Genomic DNA, 17,672 nt, shown 5'->3' with positions numbered 1-17,672 from the left:
TACGTCTATAGAACAATCCTCTTGCGGTTGAGAAAATGACATCAGATGATAAAAACTTTTTCCTGTAAGCTAAAAGACTTCGAATTGTTTCTTACGGTAAAGTATAGACTTATCTCCATAAGATTGAGTCGATTATCAGATGAACCTAGTGAGCAATTAACACTATTTTAAAGTACAATAAGAAAGAAAATGTGTAAGAAGTCGAGAACATTAGGCAAAGATAAAGAGGCTGAGGCTGGGACATAAGTATATTTTTAAAGCAAAAAATTTTACATCAGAAAAGCGCGAAAAATCAACGTTTCTAAAATTGATTTCTCGCGCTTTTTTAGGTTTTGACTAGTTTTGTCCCTGCCTCAAAATATTTACCTAGTTTTAACATCACTTTTATTAGGTTCATCAGCAAATTGGATTAATATAAATCCTCCCAAAAACAAAATTCTACCTGTCCATTTTATCCAGTGATAATATTGGTGGTCTTGTAAAAAGTAAATTGAAATAAGTATAATAATACTACCGATAATCACTAAAGAAATCGGAAATTTTGACACTCTAATGCACCCTTTTTATGTATATTTTTTTGAAAATAGTTGAACTTATTCAAATGTAACATATATGGGGATTTATGTAAAAACTATGCCATCTAATGCGCTGTAGTATTAATCGAAAATAGAGCGATTCAAACATCGCTCTATAATCCTATTATGTATTCAAATAATTACTTGTTTCTTTCAAGTTCTTCGATACGTTTTTCTAACTTTTTGATTTTTGAATCAGCTAAGACAGCAAAGGCAAATGACAAACAAGCAAAAGAAAAAGCCATAAGTGCAAAAGATTTTTAAGGATTTTTTCAGGAAAATTACGTATAATTTGGAAAACCACGAAATTATTGAGGTGTCAAATGGATATGAAATTTGTAAAGGTTGAAGTCTTATTGCCAGAAGAATATATTGAACAATTAAGGATGAGCTAAATAAATTAAGTTTTTAACAGTTGGTAATTATGACCATGTTGTTTCTTACACTGTTACAAAAGGATATTGGAGGCCACTTGGAAAAGCTGTGCCTTATGGTGGAGAAATAGGAGAAATTTCATTTGGAACTGAATGTAAGTTAGAATTTAGGTGTCTGTATTCAAAATTAGAAGAAGTAAAAAACGTTATAAATGAAATTCATCCTTATGAGGAACCTATTATAAATGTATTTCCTTTATTAAACTGAAAGCCTAATTTTAGTTAGATATTAAAATGTTACAAATGTTCCAAACATATCATTCAATTGATATTGTAAACTCGGAAGAAGGACGGCCGGTAAGGTTTTCCTCCCTGGGTATAAAAACAATTAATTACCAGGACTGACCGACCTGCGCCCAATAAACTTGTTCGGGGCAAGACAAACTTGGCTGGCCCATATCGCTGCGAGTGGAACATTTAAGGATATCAAAGCTGGAGCTTGGTACGAAAATGCGGTTCTTTGGGCGCAAGAAAATGGAATTGTTATATGCACCGAGTGGCATGGCGTTAACGCGGAAACGATTCCTACGTTAGTGAAGTGTATGCTGCATAGCACGGATTCGAGGAAACTGAAAATCAAAACCGATATGGAAAATGAGAGGCATCTTATGCTGCTAAATCAGGTTCGTGGCCTTCGGATTACGAGGTTGAGCATATCGTATACTTAATCTGGGGCGGACCGGACAAGCTGAAGAAGATTGCTGTCAAAACCAAAGGAGATCGAGGAAAGTTGCTCTCGGAGCTGGCGCAGGCAGCCAGTCGCGGTTAAATTGGCTATAGCGATAGGACTAAGGGCTTAACTGGGCTACGATTTGCTCTTATGTAAAATGAAGGGCTATGTAATGGCGCTATGGTGCGAGGAGCTGGCTGAATTCGCTGGAGTTGAGGACATCGATATTGTTTCAGCTACATTTATCCGTCAAGACTTGGGTGATAAAGATGTAAAGGGGTACTACTCTTACATAATTGACGTTTGTGTTTGAAAGTCCTCTGTACGTTCTTCAGTTTTGGCTTTATTAGTTTGCATAAAACCAATAGATAATAGAAGTGTGAAAATAAGTGTGAAAAGTTTTTCTATTTCTTGCTCCCATAATATGTATTTCTCGCAATTTATATTAATACAATAATACTTTCAGCAAAATAAAGTAAGGGGTGTAATATAATGGATGGAAATCGAAAAAAAGTAGAAATATCTTTACTCACTAATGGACCGACTCAATCTGATTACCTTAGAGAACAATTTCAAGATTTAATTAAAAAATTTAATTTAGGGCTTCAACATCTCTCTAAAATGTTCGGTATACCCATAAATGAGATAGACAATTTAATGAAAGGTTCAATTACAATCACAGATGAAAAATTTGAAGAGATTGAGTATAAATTAACAATGTTGAATTTTGGCTTTGATGGTTTTAATGCTAAAGATAGAGTAAAGTCAATATTGAATAGTTTGTTAACGGAATATGAGATAACAACAGAGAGCTTGTCTAAAATTATAAATATAGCAGAAAAAGAACTTATAGATTTTAAAGAAGATCAATTACTAGAGAGGAACATAGAAATTGAGATATGCGTGAATATTATCATGTTTAATTTTGCTTTACATAAATAAATTTAAAGCCCAGGTACTCACTAATAATGAGCGCCTGGGCTATTTTTGTTTATTCAAGCTGCTTCTTTCTCATAAATAAATGACGCTGGTCTAGAAGATTGGTTGGAAAGTTTTTAGTTGTTATTCATGCGGTGGCGGCTCATCAATGGGTTACAAATTAGCTGGAGATGATGTTATTGGCAACGTTGAAATTGATCCGGAAATGACGCATATATAAGAAAAATCATAATCCTAGATACCCATTTTTAATGGGAATACAACAATTTAAAGAGATATCTTTATAGTGAACCCCCAAGTAAGCTATTTAATTTAGATATTTTAGATAGCTCGCCACCTTGTAGTGTTTTTTCTACTGCAGGTAAAAGGGAAGAAAAGTTGGGGGATGCTCACCATTTTAGTTAGGGTCAAGCAAAGCAAAGGTTAGATGATTTATTTTTTGACTTTATTGATGTTGCTGAGAAGCTTCAACCTAAAATAATCATTGCCGAGAATGTTTAAGGGGTGCTTATTGGACAGGAGAGAGGTTTTGTTACGCTTATTGCAAAAGTGTTTGATGAAATTGGATATCGGCTACAGATATTCTAGTTAAACAGTGCATCCATGGGTGTAGCTATAACTCAGGGAAAGAGTTTTCTTTATAGCTCATGGAAAAGATTTAAGCTGCACCGTGCAAGTATAAAACTTCTTTATAAATGTTTCTGAGAAATATTGTTGTAGCTTTTCCCGACTTGAACGTATTGAGTGAAATGTAGAACACTTTCATTCACCTCAAGAATGGAGCTAATTAATTCCTCAGCGAGCACAACTTTATTAGAACGTTCTGCAAAGTTGTTCAATTTTTCTTCCTTTAAATAAAGGCTTGGATGACCGCATAATTGCTTGTTTCCCTATCATCATATAAGGATTGTGTTTATGTTTAGTCAGTTTTTTAGACTTCTTTAACTTCTTTTTTAACTTCTTCTAAAATTGATTGATAAAGAGTTCCTGTTTGATTGTCATTTTCCAATATTGTTTTTGTTCTAGTTTTTCTGGTAAATCTGCTGTGAATTTTTTATCCTTTTTTATTCTCTTCCGATGTCAAACCCCTAATTATAGGACCTCTTAGTTTAAGCATTTTTAAAATTTTGTACTTCATCAAACACACAATAATCCACTTCAGGTTTTCTTATTGAATTAAAGGAGCATTGTTTCAAAATAATTAGACAGTATATTGACTAAAATCGATTATGTGATACTCTTTATTTAGACAGTAAACTGTCTAAAGTGGAGGGTAACTATGGATATTTACAAAGAAATATTTTTAATGCAGCAAACTTACGCTACTTTATTTTCTCTTGCCAATAAAATTCAGGTAAAAGGTGACAAGTTTCTTGAACTTTTAACATCAAGACAGTATATGGCAATGGTGGCAATAGCGCATTTACCTGAAGATGAAACGACTTTGAATAATATTGCTAGAAAATTAGGTACTACAAAACAGAGTACGAAACAGTTGATTACAATCATGGAAAATAGGGGTTACGTTAACGTAGTTCCTAGTAAAAAAGATAAACGTGCGGTTAATGTAATAATCACTAAAAATGGAAAAGAGGTATTGCTTGTTGTTGCAGAAAAAGGAATCTTCTTTTTGGAAGATCTTTTTAAAAAATTCTCAACTGAAGAATTGGAAACAATGTGGGGCCTTTTGAAGAAACTATATAGTTTTGACGGTGATGAACAAGATGGATTTGAAGAAGAGGGTAACTTAAAAATGGATGAAGATAACGATGAATTACAATCGAGAATAATGAAGGAATTTGAGAGACGAAGAATTCAAGCAATTAATAAGGGAAATAAAATGTGAAAAATAAATCGTATAGGCTAATTATCCTGAAGAAAATAATATCAATATTTTTTTAAAATGAAGGATAAAGAGGAGCGATCATTTATGTTTGAAATTAGTGATGAAACGTTAAGATTAATTAAAAAGACCTGTAAAGGAAAAAAAGATTTAAAATTAACTATAGGCTATTTAACAGACAATAATACAGTTATAAAAGTTTATAATGAAAACGGTGAACTTGATCCATCAGAAAAATTTCATTATGAAATTGGATCGATTACAAAGACTTTTACTGTATCATTACTATCAAAATATGTATTCGAGAACAAGTTATCACTAAACGATTCAATACAAAAATATATAGAAGAACTTAAGGAAGATGAGTATTATCCTACATTGCTCCGTCTTGCTACTCATTCTTCTGGATATTCAGCCGGTCTGCCATTAAATAAACGAGAATATTCGAGCCTATTTTTAGATTTGATCATTGGCGGTGGTAATTTGAATAAGAATAATCCATTAAATATGGATTTTAACAAAATGAAAATTCTAATTGAAAAAAATAAATTGAAAGAAATGGATTATTCGTGGAAATATTCAAATTTCGGTATATCACTTATTGGGTATGGATTGGGGACTGTATCAGGCAGGGGATTTTGGGACACTATGAATGATTTTCTTCATAATGAGCTAGGACTAAGCGATACTTATTTAGGCACATCCAATAATAATTTACATGGTTATGACAGAAAAAATAATGATTGCGGCAACTGGAAATGGAACAAAGAAAATCTTATATCACCTGCGGGTGCAATAAGTTCAACTGCTGAGGATCTACTTAAATATGCAAAAATAAATATTTACGAAGATAAACCATATTTGTCTCTTTGTCATAAAAAGCATGGAAATGGAACAAAGAAGTATGATATGGGTCTTGGATGGTGGCTTTTAAAGAAAAACAATAATGTAATGTTACATGGCGGTGGAACAGGATGCTTTAGTTCATTTTTAGGGATTGATAAAGAAAAGAAAGTTGCCTCAGTAGTTTTGGCCAATTATAGATTAGGTAGAAATGATGATGAAAAGATAGGGATTTCCTTATTAGAAAGTCTATAAGTTTAAAACATCTGATATTAATTAGATAGATTTCTTCATTAAGATAACTTTTTTTGGGGAAGTTCCTTAGAAACAGGAACTCCTCTATCCAAAGAAGGAGCTAATAAAATAAAAACAGCTAAACTTGCGCAAATTGCAAATATTGTAGCTGCACAATAGAAGATGACCAGCAAAGCTAAATTTAGCCGAGCTGGTCTTTTTAATTTACTCTCATAATCCAACCATAAGTTTTAAGCTCGATAGGGTATCAGTCTATCACTGTATTTACGAGAAAATAAAACTTTGATATTCTATTTATGGGAAATATTTCTTGCTGAGGGGGTAATCAAGGTGTTAAAGTGAACAAAAATTGTGCATTCATTATTGTTTTAGGAAGTGTATATCTAGAAATCAAGGAGGTATTTCTTTAATGAAAAATAAACTATCTTTGGTGTTAGCCGCTACATTAGCGTTAACGGTGAGCCTACCAACAGGGGCGATGGCGTCTTCTAGCAGTCAGAATACGGTTGTAGCTAGCCAAGAAGTAGCTAGTCAAGAACTGAAAAAGATTGCGGCAGAGAAGGCTACTCTACTTACGAAGACCTATGAGACGACTAGCGTGCAGTATGCACTAATTGATAATGGTAAACTTATTTTGTCGGGTCAGACAGGCAAGAACGATATGGAAGGGAAACAGCCACTGACCAAAGATACCCTATACGGGATTGGTTCAGTCAGTAAAATGTATGTAACAGCGGCTGTAATGAAATTGGTCGACGAAGGAAAAGTCGATTTGGATGCTCCTGTCGTCCACTATGTTCCTGATTTCAAAATGAAAGATGAGCGTTACAAAAGCATTACGCCACGTATGCTGTTGAACCACTCCTCCGGCTTGCAAGGTAATACGCTTAGTAATTCATTTTTATTTAAAGATAATGATACCTATGCCCATGATAACTTGTTGCAGCAATTGTCCAACCAGCAATTGAAGGCGGATCCTGGTGCGTTCTCGGTATACTGCAACGATGGCTTTACGCTAGCCGAGATTATGGTGGAAAGAGTCAGCGGTATGGGCTTTACCGAGTTCATACATCAACAGTTTACAAAACCCTTAAAGCTAAATCATACGAAAACGTCGCAGGACAATTGGGAAGATGATAAGCGGGCTGGACTTTATTCTCCAATGTACCCAGGGCAGCTTCCTACTGAATCAGTGAATGTGATTGGTACGGGAGGGATCTCTTCCACAGCAGAAGATTTGGTGCGATTCTCACAAATATTTATGAGACAGGGAAAAGGAATCCTCTCTGAAAAGGCAGTCAAGGCGATGGAGCAAGAGGAATATAAAAAAGGGATGTGGCCAGGGGATGGAGATAATATTATCAACTATGGTCTTGGCTGGGACAGTGTGAAACTATATCCATTCAGTGGATATGGGATAAAGGGATTGGCTAAGGGCGGCGACACGATACTGCAACATGCTTCACTAGTCGTGCTTCCGGAACAGAAGATGGCAGTGGCTGTGTTGTCATCCGGTGGTAGCAGCATTATAAATCAACTGATGGCGAATGAATTACTGCTCGCCGCGCTTAAAGAGAAGGGTACAATTAAGGATATCAAGCCGAACAAATCCTTTGGCAAGCCGATCAAAGCAAAAATGCCTCAAGACGTAGCGAAGAAAGCGGGTTTTTACGGTAATAGTTTAAGTCAATTCAAAATAGAAATTACGAAGACTGGAGAACTAATCTTATCATCTAATCCGCAAGTGAAATATGTATATACTGCGAATGGAAGCTTTATTAATGAGAATGGTACCGCCAAGCTCAATTTCGTTACTGAGAAAAATGGACGAACTTATTTGAAGGAGAGCACATATATATCGGCGCCAGGTTTAGGGCAAGTAGCGAATACTCAATATGTAGCCGAGAAACTTGAAGACAATGTGCTATCGAAGGAAACCGCTGCCGCATGGGCAAAGCGAGAAGGCGTCAAGTTCTATCTTGTGAGTGAGAAATTTAGTTCAATGCAATATTTAATGATGCTTACCTCACAAATTAATAGCAAGGAAGGCATGGAGGGCTATTGGGAAAGCTTAAAAATTACAGGCCCTAACGCGGCGATGCATCAGCTCCAAATACCTGTGGCTGGTGGCCGTGATACGACAGAAGCCCGTTTCTATACAGAAGGCGGCGATGAATATATAGAGATGTCCGGATTTTTATACGTTAGCGAATCCAACGTAAAATCGCTGGATGCAGGCCAATCATCCAAAGTTACGCTGCAAGCAAATGGGCATGCGAAATGGTTTACGATCCCACAAGCGGCAGCAGGGAAAACGATGACCGTGGCGTTGCCATCAAAGAGTTCGTTCGCGGTGTATGATGAGAATGGAGTATGTATCAATTTTACCGTTGTAAGCGACAATAACAAAGTAAAACTGCCGAAGAACGGAACGGTTGTATTTGCTGGCGAGCCGAATTCGGAATTTGCAATTACGTTGAACTAACTATAATTCAAGAACGACATCAACAAAACCAGTACGACACGATTGTATTCTTAACTCGGAAATATGTAGAAACTAATAAACAAAAGTCACTAAAGATGAACTATACCCCAAAAGTTAGACCGAAAATCTAACTTTTAGGGGTTCACTACACATAGTGGCTTTTTTATTTTAAGATAAAATGGAAATAAAGGTTATAAAACCTAGTTTTTTTGCAAATTATTTTCTTTGATAAAATTTCTACTATAAACGTACCTGCTCAAAACGATTTTTATAAATATATAATTTTTTTGTTGAGGTACCATTTAAAAAAACTACGAGTCCCCCAGAAAGTACCCCAGTTAAAAACATTTTATACACTTCAGATAAAAAGGTATAAAAATGCCGTTTCAGCGAAACCTTCATATTATGCACATCAAAAAATTAAAAACATAAGGATAGAAATCAATGTCATAAGGATTACTTATTGAAAAAGATAATATTAATGTAATTTACTTATGAATATAAATGCGCTATCATGGGTATTGGAGAAAAGATGCTTTAAAATTTATATAGGCCTTTTCAAAAAGATATTTAGGGGGATCCGCAAATGGCACAAGGTAATTTACACAACAGCCGCGCATCATTCGAAGTTAATGGTAAAACTTATAATTACTATGACTTAGCTGCGATTGAAAAAGCTGGCGTTGCAAAAGTTTCAAACCTTCCTTACTCAATCAAAGTATTATTAGAATCAGTTTTACGTCAATATGATGCATATGTTATCAAAGAAGAGCACGTAAACGAATTATCAAAATGGGGTAACGGCGCAGATCCAGAAGCAGAAGTACCATTCAAACCTTCACGCGTAGTATTACAAGACTTCACTGGTGTACCAGTAGTAGTTGACCTTGCTTCTCTACGTTCTGCTATGAAAGAAATGGGCGGCGACCCAAGCAAAATCAACCCTGCTATTCCAGTTGACCTTGTAATTGACCACTCAGTACAAGTTGACAAATACGGTAATGCATCTGCATTAGCAGCAAACATGGACCTAGAATTCGAACGTAACGCTGAGCGTTATAACTTCTTAAAATGGGCTCAAACTGCTTACAATAACTTCCGTGCTGTACCACCAGCAACTGGTATCGTTCACCAAGTAAACTTAGAGTATTTAGCTCCAGTTGTACACGTAAACGAAAATGCTGACGGTACATTCGAAACTTTCCCAGATTCAGTAGTAGGTACTGACTCACATACAACAATGATCAACGGTATTGGCGTTCTTGGATGGGGCGTTGGTGGTATCGAAGCTGAAGCAGGTATGCTTGGTCAACCTTCATACTTCCCAATTCCAGAAGTTATCGGTGTTAAATTAGTTGGCGATCTTCCAAACGGAACTACTGCTACTGACTTAGCATTAAAAGTAACTCAAGTATTACGTCAACGTGGCGTAGTTGGTAAATTCGTTGAGTTCTTCGGACCTGGCGTAACTAAATTACCACTAGCTGACCGTGCGACAATCTCTAACATGGCTCCTGAATATGGTGCTACATGTGGTTTCTTCGCAATTGACGAAGAATCATTAAACTACATGCGTTTAACTGGTCGTGACGAAGAGCACATCGCGGTTGTAGAATCTTACTTAAAAGCTAACCACATGTTCTTCGATCCAACTTTAGAGCCAGTTTACACTGACGTATTAGAAGTAAACTTAGATGAAATCGAACCAAACCTTTCTGGTCCAAAACGTCCACAAGACTTAATTCCACTATCTCAAATGCGTTCTCGTTACAAAGAAGCAGTAGTGGCACCACAAGGTACACAAGGTTTCGGTTTAACTGAAGATGAATTCGCAAAAACTTCTGTAGCTAAATTCGCTGAAGGTGATGTAGAAATCCCAACAGGTGCTGTAGCAATCGCTGCTATCACTTCTTGTACAAATACATCTAACCCATACGTATTAATCGCTGCGGGCTTAGTTGCGAAAAAAGCTGTAGAAAAAGGTCTAACTGTACCTAAATGGGTAAAAACTTCTTTAGCACCAGGTTCTAAAGTAGTAACTGGTTACCTTGAAGATTCAGGTTTACAAACTTACCTTGACCAAATCGGTTTCAACACTGTAGGTTACGGTTGTACAACATGTATCGGTAACTCAGGTCCATTACTTCCTGAAATCGAAGACGCTATCAAAGAGAACGACTTATTCGTAACTTCAGTTCTTTCTGGTAACCGTAACTTCGAAGGTCGTGTACACCCACTTGTAAAAGCTAACTACTTAGCTTCACCACCACTTGTTGTTGCTTATGCACTTGCTGGTACTGTGGATGTTGACCTACAAAAAGATTCATTCGGTAAAGACAAAGATGGCAACGAAGTATTCTTCGCTGATATCTGGCCTACAACTGAAGAAGTTAACGCAGTATTAGGTACTGTAGTTAACCGTGAATTATTCCAAAAAGAATACGAAACTGTATTCACAGCGAACGAAAAATGGAATGCAATTGAAACATCAACTGAGTCTCTATACACATTTGATGACAAATCAACTTACATCCAAAACCCACCATTCTTCCAAGGTCTTGCAAAAGAGCCAGAAGCTATCAAAGGCTTAGAAGGCTTACGCATTATGGCGAAGTTCGGTGACTCAATTACAACTGACCATATTTCTCCAGCTGGTGCAATCGGTAAAGAAACACCTGCAGGTAAATATTTAATCGAAAACGGTGTTGCAATCCGTGACTTCAACTCATACGGTTCTCGTCGTGGTAACCACGAAGTTATGATGCGTGGTACATTTGCAAACATCCGTATCCGTAACCAAGTTGCTCCAGGTACAGAAGGTGGTTTCACTACTTACTGGCCAACAGGTGAAGTAGAGTACATCTATGACGCATGTATGAAATACCAAGAGCAAGGTACTGGCTTAGTAGTACTTGCTGGTAACGACTACGGTATGGGTTCTTCTCGTGACTGGGCTGCTAAAGGTACTAACTTACTTGGTATCAAAACAGTTATCGCACAATCTTACGAGCGTATCCACCGTTCTAACTTAGTAATGATGGGTGTTCTTCCACTTCAATTCATGCCAGGTGAATCAGCTGATACATTAGGCTTAACTGGTAAAGAAGAAATCTCTGTTAACATTACTGACAACGTGAAACCACGTGAAATCTTAACAGTTACTGCTAAATCTGAAGACGGTTCAGTTAAAACTTTCCAAGCTTTAGCTCGTTTCGACTCAGAAGTAGAAGTAGACTACTACCGTCACGGTGGTATCCTACAAATGGTTCTTCGCGCAAAAGCTGCTCAATAATCATTTAAATAAAAAACCGATCTCTTAGGAGGTCGGTTTTTGTCTATACATAGAAAAAATTGTATTGGAGGCATTTGTTTGCAAAAAGATGAACTGAAAGAACGAGCTTTATCCATTGTTCCATTACCAAGTCACTATGAGCTAATCATAGAAGAGTATTCTGAAGACGAAAGAGGCGGATAGGATCGTCAAAATTGCGGATAGCTCAAAACAATGGATAGAAATATCAAAGTGACGGATAGAACCTTCGAAATCGTGGATAGAAACGTCAAAATCGTGGATAGAGCCTCCGGAATTGTGGATAGGATGGTCAAAATTGCGGATAGAACCTCAAAACAATGGATAGAAATGTCAAAGTGATGGATAGAACCCTTGAAATGGCGGATAGAACTGTCAAAGCGACGGAAAGAATCGCCACAGCGACGGATGGAACCATCGAAACGACGGAAAGAACGGCCAAAGCGACGGAAAGAATCTCCGACGACGGAAGTTCCCTCCAAAGTGACGGAAAGGATCGCCACAGCGACGGATGGAACCATCGAAACGACGGAAAGAACGGCCAAAGCGACGGAAAGAATCTCCGACGACGGAAGGTCCCGCCGAAGTGACGGAAAGAATCGTCAGAGCGCCGGATGGAACCATCGAAACGACGGAAAGAACGGTCAAAGCGACGGAAAGCGCCATCCTAAAAGAAGGTAACCCAGTCAAATTTGCCATTCTAGCCATCAAAATGACGAATAAGATCATCAAATCAACAGTTAGAATCGCAATTATATAAATTTATACTTTTTAAACGCTAAATTTCTTCCTCAAACTATAAAACTGTAAACAAATGGCGATTAGCATAGAGATAACCGCGAAATAAATCAATGTTATTGTTCCAATCTGTAAGGACAGTACAATGCCACCTAAGCTTGCACCGATTGCACTGCCTAAATAATTTACAGAACTGTTTAAGGCCACTGCGGAGCTTCCGTTGTTGGGCTGATATGAGAGTAAAATATGTTGTTGAGGTGCTTGGCTTGCCCAACCCATTGCTCCCCAGACAAAGAATGGTAAGTACTTTATTATAGGTAAGTTAATCATTAATGGTATACAAATAATGGATAAAGTTAAAGTGAATAAAATGATTGTAACTAAAGTTTTTGGTTTTCCGAAGTAGTCGATTATGTAACCAATCATTATACTTCCCACCAAGCCACCGAATCCCCATGCCCAAAGGTACATTGTTAAATTACTAGAGCTTGTCATTTCTTCTAAAAGGGGAAATAGATATGTGTACAATCCTAGGCTAGCAATACTCGCGAAGAATGTTATACATACAGTAATAGTTACTCTTTTATCCAGGAACATTTTTAATCGTTCGTTAAGTGCAGGGGGAGGCGTTGTTGGGAAATCGGGCAAAAAAATATACATACATAAAACAGAAATGACACCGATCATGACTAATAGCAAAAGTGTTACTTTCCAATCGAATAAGTTCGATATATAAATGCCTAAAGGAACGCCAAGCACTGTTCCCATACTCATTCCTCCTATAGTTAACCCTAGAGCTCTTCCTTTCTTTTCACTAGAAACGAACTTTGTAGAAGCTGCTACAGCTAAAGGTGAGAATAAACCAGCCCCTGTCCCCGCAATTGCTCTCGATAGAAGAAGAATAGAAAAAGTGGGCGCTAAAGCTGTAATACTATTCGCTATTGTGAAGATAAGCATTGACCATATTAAGATTTTTTTGATTGGTTTTCCTGCAAGTAAAGAAGAAAATAACGGTGCTGATATAGCGTAAAATAAAGTAAAAATACTCACAGCTTGGCCAACTTGCGATGTACTTTTTTGATAGGTATCGCTAATTCCTGGGAGAAGTCCTGCGATAACATAAGCATCAAAACCTAAGGCAAACATGCCGAAGGATAATAATAAAACATTTTTCATATAGTGAACCTCCATAAAATTAAAAATGCTAACCTATAACGTTATGTTATAATCGAAGCGCCTTCTATATTTAATAGGTTACTAAAAAACGTTGAATATGGAACAATCACTATTTTATAAGGGTATAACAAATCGTTATAGGGTATGGAGGAATACAATGAATGTAGAATGGTTACACAGTTTTATTGCTGCTGCCAAACAAAAAAGTTTTTCTAAAGCTGCTCAAATCACGAATCTTTCCCAACCTGCACTAAGTAAACATATACGAAACTTAGAGAATAATCTTGGCATCGAGCTATTTCATAGAACATCCATTGGCATTGAATTAACAGAAGCTGGCGAACGTTTCTATACTCGAATTACACCAGTTATGACTGAAATTGCCGCCATTCGAGAGGAATTACAGCAATTTAGTCAGAGTAACCCTGTTGCAATCGGTGGTCTGCCTAGCTTAGCCACTTACTATTTGCCAAACAAAATGAAAGAACTTCAGCAACTTGGTCGACCTATAACATTAATGATTCAAAATACTTCAAATGAACTGCTACAATCTTTGGAAAAAGGTAGACTTGATGCAGTCTTTGTAGATGCAAAATATACGAGAAAATCTTTGTGGAATAAAGAATTGTTTACGGAACCTTACTATGCTGTGTTACCTTTGAATCATCGTTTTAATTCAAGAACAGAAGTTGAGCTTGCAGAATTGTGTGAGGAGCCACTTATTGTTCATCAAGCTCCTTGTGATTCAAGGAAGGATATAGTAGAACAAATACAATCACTTGGCTACACGCCAAATATTATAAGTGAAGTGAACTTTGGTGATTTTGTCTTTGGAGCTGTAACTTCTGGAATGGGGATTACGATTGTACCAGAGCTAATGGCTAAAAATATCGGTCATCTTCAACTTTTGGCCTTACCGATTAATAATTTTGGAAGATCCAGAACGATTTCATTGGTTACTAAAAATAAAGAGTTAGGTTCGAAATTATATCAATTAATATCAAATTAAATGGAATGAAGCTGTCTCCAAGCGTTTAGTGGAGACAGCTTCATTAAATTAATTAAACCCCATAAAATCCTTTACCTTTTTTGTATTTTCCACAGATGTCAGTATTTCTAATAAGCTAAATGCAACGTCGAATGCAGTGCCAGGATTTGATGATGTAATAATATGTTCAGTTTGAACAACTCGTTCATTGATGATGTCTGCACCATAGGATTGAAGTTGTGCTATTCGTTTACTTGTTGGGTGATTATAAGTAGTAGCTTTTCGATTTTGTAGTACGCCGCTATGACCTAAAATGAGGGAAGCTACACAAATCGTCGCAATCGGTTTTTTGTGTTCATCGAAATGACGAACAACCGCCTGGAATTCCTCGCTAAAGGCATCCTCATAAAATCCAGCTTCCTCAAAGCCTCCAGGAATCGCAAGTGCATCAAAATCCTCTAATGATATTTCATGAAGCAACTTTTCGGGTGCTACGTTAAAATTCCATGTACATTGCAGTTGCTGATGCAATCCTACAGTCACGACCTCTGTTGTGCCATCGCCCTCCCATTTATTCCAGCCAAGTACATCTGTAAAAACACTCGCTTCAACAGCCTCAAATCCATTTGCTAATAGTAATAATATTTTTTTCATGTTGTTAATGCCTCCTTTATCGTTTAATTGTAATGAATAAGGCAATTCAATGACAGAATCTGTATAATGTATTTTAGATGATTTGCTTTATAATAAAAGGAATTTTATTAAATCTAATTTATATAAAAAGGTGGATACTTATGGATCATATAGATCGTGAAATTTTACAGCAATTACAACAAAATGCAAAAATGTCGATGAAGGAATTAGCAGCGACGGTTCATTTATCTTCTCCAGCTGTTATTGAACGTGTAAGAAAACTGGAAGAGCAGAGGATTATTGAAGGTTACGGAGCTAGGGTTAATTTAAAAAAGATCAATCGTGACATTCAAGCTATTATTTTATTTAAATCAATTGATTGTAAAAGTCTTTCAGATTTTTGTAATGCACATCCCGATGTCCTCAAATGCTATCGTGTAGCGGGTGAAATCAGTTATATTGTAAAAATTGCAACTAATTCAGTAGAAACATTGGAGCAGTTTATAGATGAGGCCATGCCTTATGGAACGCCTTCAACAAATATTGTGCTTTCTTCAAATAAAAAATCGGTCATTGCGCCTTTTTCTGATGAAAATATAGAATAATGAGTCCGGATTTGCTCGACTCGAGAAAAGAGGAGAATAGCTTACGGAGAAAGACATCTCAAAGGAAACCTCAAAATCCAAGCTCTCTATCGTACAGGGCCATTAAGAAAAACTTAAATCAGATATTTTCTAATGATAATTTCCCAAAAAGCAAACCTCTATATTGTGAGCGTCGTTTATAGAGCAGAGAGGGGGGAGAGATGTTGCTTGAAATTAAAGAACTCGAAGAAATAATGCAGCAGCATACAGAAAGGCTCATCCGACTTGCCTTTTATTACGTCAAAGATTTATAAAGTGCTGAAGATATCGTTCAAGATGTATTTATTAAATTTTACGATAATCAACAAAACTATGAGGAAAGAGGAGAATTACGAGTATATTTATCGAGGCTTGTCATTAACAAAAGTAAAGACTATTTACGTAGCTGAACATACCGTAAAATACAAATTCAACAGAAGATTTTTGCCAAGCAGGCTGTAACGAAAAGGGACATGTTAGTGCAGCTGGATGAACAAACCTTAGTTGAAAATGCCATCTTAGCATTGCCATTAAAACAGCGTGAGGTCCTTATTTATTTTTATTTTGAGGAAAATACCTGTTATTAAAGATTTGCGGATATAGACAGCATAAAAATACTAGAAGAGTATAAATAAATCAAGGCTAGACAGTTAAAAATTTCAAGAATGTCTAGCTTTTTTATTAGCTGTTTTATATATTTGGATTAGGGTACAGTTATTGTAATTATTTGTATGATGGTATTTTCTCGAAAAATAGGTACTGGGGAGTGAATAAAGCATTGATAACTGTAATAATGGACAATGCGTTAGCATTTATTCTATCTTTACCACTCATACTTATCTATTTTAAAAGCCTATCCCAGGAAAATTCAGCTTGGCGTTGGACTTTGCCCATTTGGCTTTTAAATCATCATATGATTCGATATTTAGTGTCTTTTGGTGATATCTTTTGGGTGGTGTTAATGTGGCAATTTCTTTTTGTTTGGCCAATATGTATAGGTATATATTATTATTTATACAAAAAGGAAGATAAATGGGGATTTTATATAGGGTTAAAGAAAAAGCATGTCATTTTAATGGGAAGTTTAATCGTTTTATGCATTAGTTCACTTGGGATTTGTATGTATGATACTAACCAAAAAGTGATTTCCTTTCATGAACAAGTTATGAAGGAATTAGAAGATAGCTCTGACCGTCCGCAATATTTAATACAAAATAGTGTTACGCCATCTACTCTGCTCTCTTTGTCTGACCAAATCAATGAGGTTAGAAATGGAAAGGTGCGTGCGGCGACCTTTCCTTGGAAAAGCAAAGTAATTGTTGTAATGGACAACGAGCAGAAGGAGTTTACTTATGTACGGTTTAATGAGGGATGGAAGCTTGATGGTATTTATCATGAAAATAGTTCTGATTATTCTGAATAAAAACAACTGTGAAAAGGAGAAAAACAATGCGTATGTTACAAAATGAAAACTTATTGAAGGAAGATGACTTAAAAGAAATACTCAGAGAATTAAATTGTGGAGGTAGAAACTGGCAACAAGAGGACCGAACATATATCATACAGTCAATGATGCTACATATCGGTTCATTAGATAGCGAACTGAGAGATGACTTAATATATGGGTCGTTTTATGAATTAATTTTAGAAAAAAACTTACTTGAGCATTCACTTTTAACGGAGCTTTTAGATTATAGTCTGAAAAATCCGCTTTTTAAAGGTATTACTGAAAGCGAATCAGATTTAGTTTTTACTCGAACATTTACGTCGCTTCTAATTGCACTTATTTTACATAGGGATCATGAAGACGATTTTTTATCTGAGGACAAAATAAATGATTGTAAAGATCAATTACTAGCTTATTTATCAGCTGAAACGGATGTAAGAGGCTACGTGCCAGGGAAAGGGTGGGCTCATAGTGTTGCCCATATGGCTGATGCAATCGAACAGTTGGTGAAAAATCAAAAATTAAATAAAGCCTCTTATATTGAAATTGCAAGTGCATTATACAACGCCGTTTTACAAGAAAATTATGCTTTCATTCACAGAATTGAGCTTCATTCCTCCCACTTCTTCAGAGGTGGGAGGAATGAAGTGCTTTTTTCTTTATAGAACATATGTTTATGTTGTATATTGTGAATAATCAAAAAAAGAAAGGGG

16 protein-coding genes and 2 pseudogenes are annotated in these 17,672 nt (G+C 36.3%); 16 read left to right on the top strand and 2 right to left on the bottom strand.

All coding sequences use genetic code 11. The features are described from left to right. Positions 1 to 898 precede the first annotated feature (898 nt). From ACFXN8_RS10820 to ACFXN8_RS10770, 11 genes and pseudogenes are all read left to right on the top strand, one after another. Positions 899 to 1,217 (top strand): annotated as a pseudogene (locus tag ACFXN8_RS10820) (cytochrome C biogenesis protein). 334 nt (positions 1,218 to 1,551) lie between these two features. Further along, positions 1,552 to 1,677 carry a hypothetical protein gene (locus tag ACFXN8_RS10815; RefSeq protein WP_386845115.1) on the top strand — a complete coding sequence of 42 codons (126 nt, stop codon included), beginning with the start codon at positions 1,552 to 1,554 and terminating at the stop codon, positions 1,675 to 1,677. Next, entirely contained in the window at positions 1,665 to 1,778 is a 114-nt protein-coding gene (locus tag ACFXN8_RS10810) for a hypothetical protein (RefSeq protein ID WP_386845113.1), read from the top strand. Before ACFXN8_RS10815 ends, ACFXN8_RS10810 begins: the two co-directional genes overlap by 13 nt. A 61-nt stretch (positions 1,779 to 1,839) precedes the next feature. Then, a pseudogene (locus tag ACFXN8_RS10805) lies at positions 1,840 to 1,971 on the top strand (PBSX family phage terminase large subunit); the annotation flags it as partial. A 200-nt stretch (positions 1,972 to 2,171) separates the two neighbouring features. Then, positions 2,172 to 2,621: an HTH domain-containing protein gene (locus ACFXN8_RS10800; RefSeq protein ID WP_386844966.1), complete on the top strand. Its 450-nt coding sequence runs from the start codon at positions 2,172 to 2,174 to the stop codon at positions 2,619 to 2,621. Between the two features lie 444 nt (positions 2,622 to 3,065). After that, positions 3,066 to 3,119, top strand: a complete 54-nt coding sequence (locus ACFXN8_RS10795; RefSeq protein ID WP_386845111.1) for a hypothetical protein — start codon at positions 3,066 to 3,068, stop codon at positions 3,117 to 3,119. 778 nt (positions 3,120 to 3,897) lie between these two features. Beyond that, entirely contained in the window at positions 3,898 to 4,464 is a 567-nt protein-coding gene (locus tag ACFXN8_RS10790; protein ID WP_376078657.1) for a MarR family winged helix-turn-helix transcriptional regulator, read from the top strand. 84 nt (positions 4,465 to 4,548) lie between these two features. Then, entirely contained in the window at positions 4,549 to 5,559 is a 1,011-nt protein-coding gene (locus ACFXN8_RS10785) for a serine hydrolase domain-containing protein (protein WP_386844964.1), read from the top strand. 409 nt (positions 5,560 to 5,968) lie between these two features. After that, positions 5,969 to 8,044, top strand: a complete 2,076-nt coding sequence (locus tag ACFXN8_RS10780; RefSeq protein WP_386844962.1) for a serine hydrolase domain-containing protein — start codon at positions 5,969 to 5,971, stop codon at positions 8,042 to 8,044. A gap of 586 nt (positions 8,045 to 8,630) precedes the next feature. Then, complete coding sequence (acnA, locus tag ACFXN8_RS10775; protein WP_376078876.1) at positions 8,631 to 11,336, top strand: aconitate hydratase AcnA; 2,706 nt, start codon at positions 8,631 to 8,633, stop codon at positions 11,334 to 11,336. Positions 11,337 to 11,375: 39 nt separating this feature from the next. Continuing rightward, entirely contained in the window at positions 11,376 to 11,519 is a 144-nt protein-coding gene (locus ACFXN8_RS10770; protein ID WP_386844959.1) for a hypothetical protein, read from the top strand. 606 nt (positions 11,520 to 12,125) lie between these two features. Here ACFXN8_RS10770 and ACFXN8_RS10765 read toward each other — a convergent pair. After that, positions 12,126 to 13,268: an MFS transporter gene (locus tag ACFXN8_RS10765; RefSeq protein WP_386844957.1), complete on the bottom strand. Its 1,143-nt coding sequence runs from the start codon at positions 13,266 to 13,268 to the stop codon at positions 12,126 to 12,128. A 157-nt stretch (positions 13,269 to 13,425) separates the two neighbouring features. On the opposite strand from ACFXN8_RS10765, the gene ACFXN8_RS10760 reads away from it, so the two are divergent. Continuing rightward, entirely contained in the window at positions 13,426 to 14,277 is an 852-nt protein-coding gene (locus tag ACFXN8_RS10760; RefSeq protein WP_386844955.1) for a LysR family transcriptional regulator, read from the top strand. Positions 14,278 to 14,325: 48 nt separating this feature from the next. Here ACFXN8_RS10760 and ACFXN8_RS10755 read toward each other — a convergent pair whose 3' ends face one another. Continuing rightward, positions 14,326 to 14,910 carry a DJ-1/PfpI family protein gene (locus ACFXN8_RS10755; protein WP_386844953.1) on the bottom strand — a complete coding sequence of 195 codons (585 nt, stop codon included), beginning with the start codon at positions 14,908 to 14,910 and terminating at the stop codon, positions 14,326 to 14,328. Positions 14,911 to 15,050: 140 nt separating this feature from the next. Between ACFXN8_RS10755 and ACFXN8_RS10750 the strand changes: the two genes are divergently transcribed. The 4 genes from ACFXN8_RS10750 to ACFXN8_RS10735 all read left to right on the top strand — a co-directional run bounded on the left by ACFXN8_RS10750 (position 15,051) and on the right by ACFXN8_RS10735 (position 17,624). Beyond that, complete coding sequence (locus ACFXN8_RS10750; protein ID WP_386844951.1) at positions 15,051 to 15,494, top strand: Lrp/AsnC family transcriptional regulator; 444 nt, start codon at positions 15,051 to 15,053, stop codon at positions 15,492 to 15,494. Between the two features lie 305 nt (positions 15,495 to 15,799). Next, entirely contained in the window at positions 15,800 to 15,922 is a 123-nt protein-coding gene (locus ACFXN8_RS10745) for a sigma factor (RefSeq protein ID WP_386845109.1), read from the top strand. 356 nt (positions 15,923 to 16,278) lie between these two features. Continuing rightward, the gene (locus ACFXN8_RS10740; protein ID WP_386844949.1) at positions 16,279 to 16,935 is read left to right on the top strand and encodes a hypothetical protein; all 657 of its coding nucleotides are present in this window, start codon (positions 16,279 to 16,281) and stop codon (positions 16,933 to 16,935) included. 26 nt (positions 16,936 to 16,961) lie between these two features. Continuing rightward, positions 16,962 to 17,624, top strand: a complete 663-nt coding sequence (locus tag ACFXN8_RS10735) for a DUF2785 domain-containing protein (RefSeq protein WP_376078893.1) — start codon at positions 16,962 to 16,964, stop codon at positions 17,622 to 17,624. Positions 17,625 to 17,672: the final 48 nt, after the last annotated feature.

Origin of the sequence: Lysinibacillus sp. NPDC059133, from assembly GCF_042755925.1 — a bacterium.
GTDB lineage: Bacteria > Bacillota > Bacilli > Bacillales_A > Planococcaceae > Lysinibacillus.
This window is presented reverse-complemented; position numbering and strand designations above follow the sequence as displayed.

Coding starts and splice junctions, on each gene's coding strand:
- ACFXN8_RS10815 (WP_386845115.1), top strand. CDS start 1,552: ATGCTGCATAGCACGGATTCGAGGAAACTGAAAATCAAAACCGATATG.
- ACFXN8_RS10800 (WP_386844966.1), top strand. CDS start 2,172: ATGGATGGAAATCGAAAAAAAGTAGAAATATCTTTACTCACTAATGGA.
- ACFXN8_RS10790 (WP_376078657.1), top strand. CDS start 3,898: ATGGATATTTACAAAGAAATATTTTTAATGCAGCAAACTTACGCTACT.
- ACFXN8_RS10785 (WP_386844964.1), top strand. CDS start 4,549: ATGTTTGAAATTAGTGATGAAACGTTAAGATTAATTAAAAAGACCTGT.
- ACFXN8_RS10780 (WP_386844962.1), top strand. CDS start 5,969: ATGAAAAATAAACTATCTTTGGTGTTAGCCGCTACATTAGCGTTAACG.
- acnA (WP_376078876.1), top strand. CDS start 8,631: ATGGCACAAGGTAATTTACACAACAGCCGCGCATCATTCGAAGTTAAT.
- ACFXN8_RS10765 (WP_386844957.1), bottom strand. CDS start 13,268: ATGAAAAATGTTTTATTATTATCCTTCGGCATGTTTGCCTTAGGTTTT.
- ACFXN8_RS10760 (WP_386844955.1), top strand. CDS start 13,426: ATGAATGTAGAATGGTTACACAGTTTTATTGCTGCTGCCAAACAAAAA.
- ACFXN8_RS10755 (WP_386844953.1), bottom strand. CDS start 14,910: ATGAAAAAAATATTATTACTATTAGCAAATGGATTTGAGGCTGTTGAA.
- ACFXN8_RS10750 (WP_386844951.1), top strand. CDS start 15,051: ATGGATCATATAGATCGTGAAATTTTACAGCAATTACAACAAAATGCA.
- ACFXN8_RS10735 (WP_376078893.1), top strand. CDS start 16,962: ATGCGTATGTTACAAAATGAAAACTTATTGAAGGAAGATGACTTAAAA.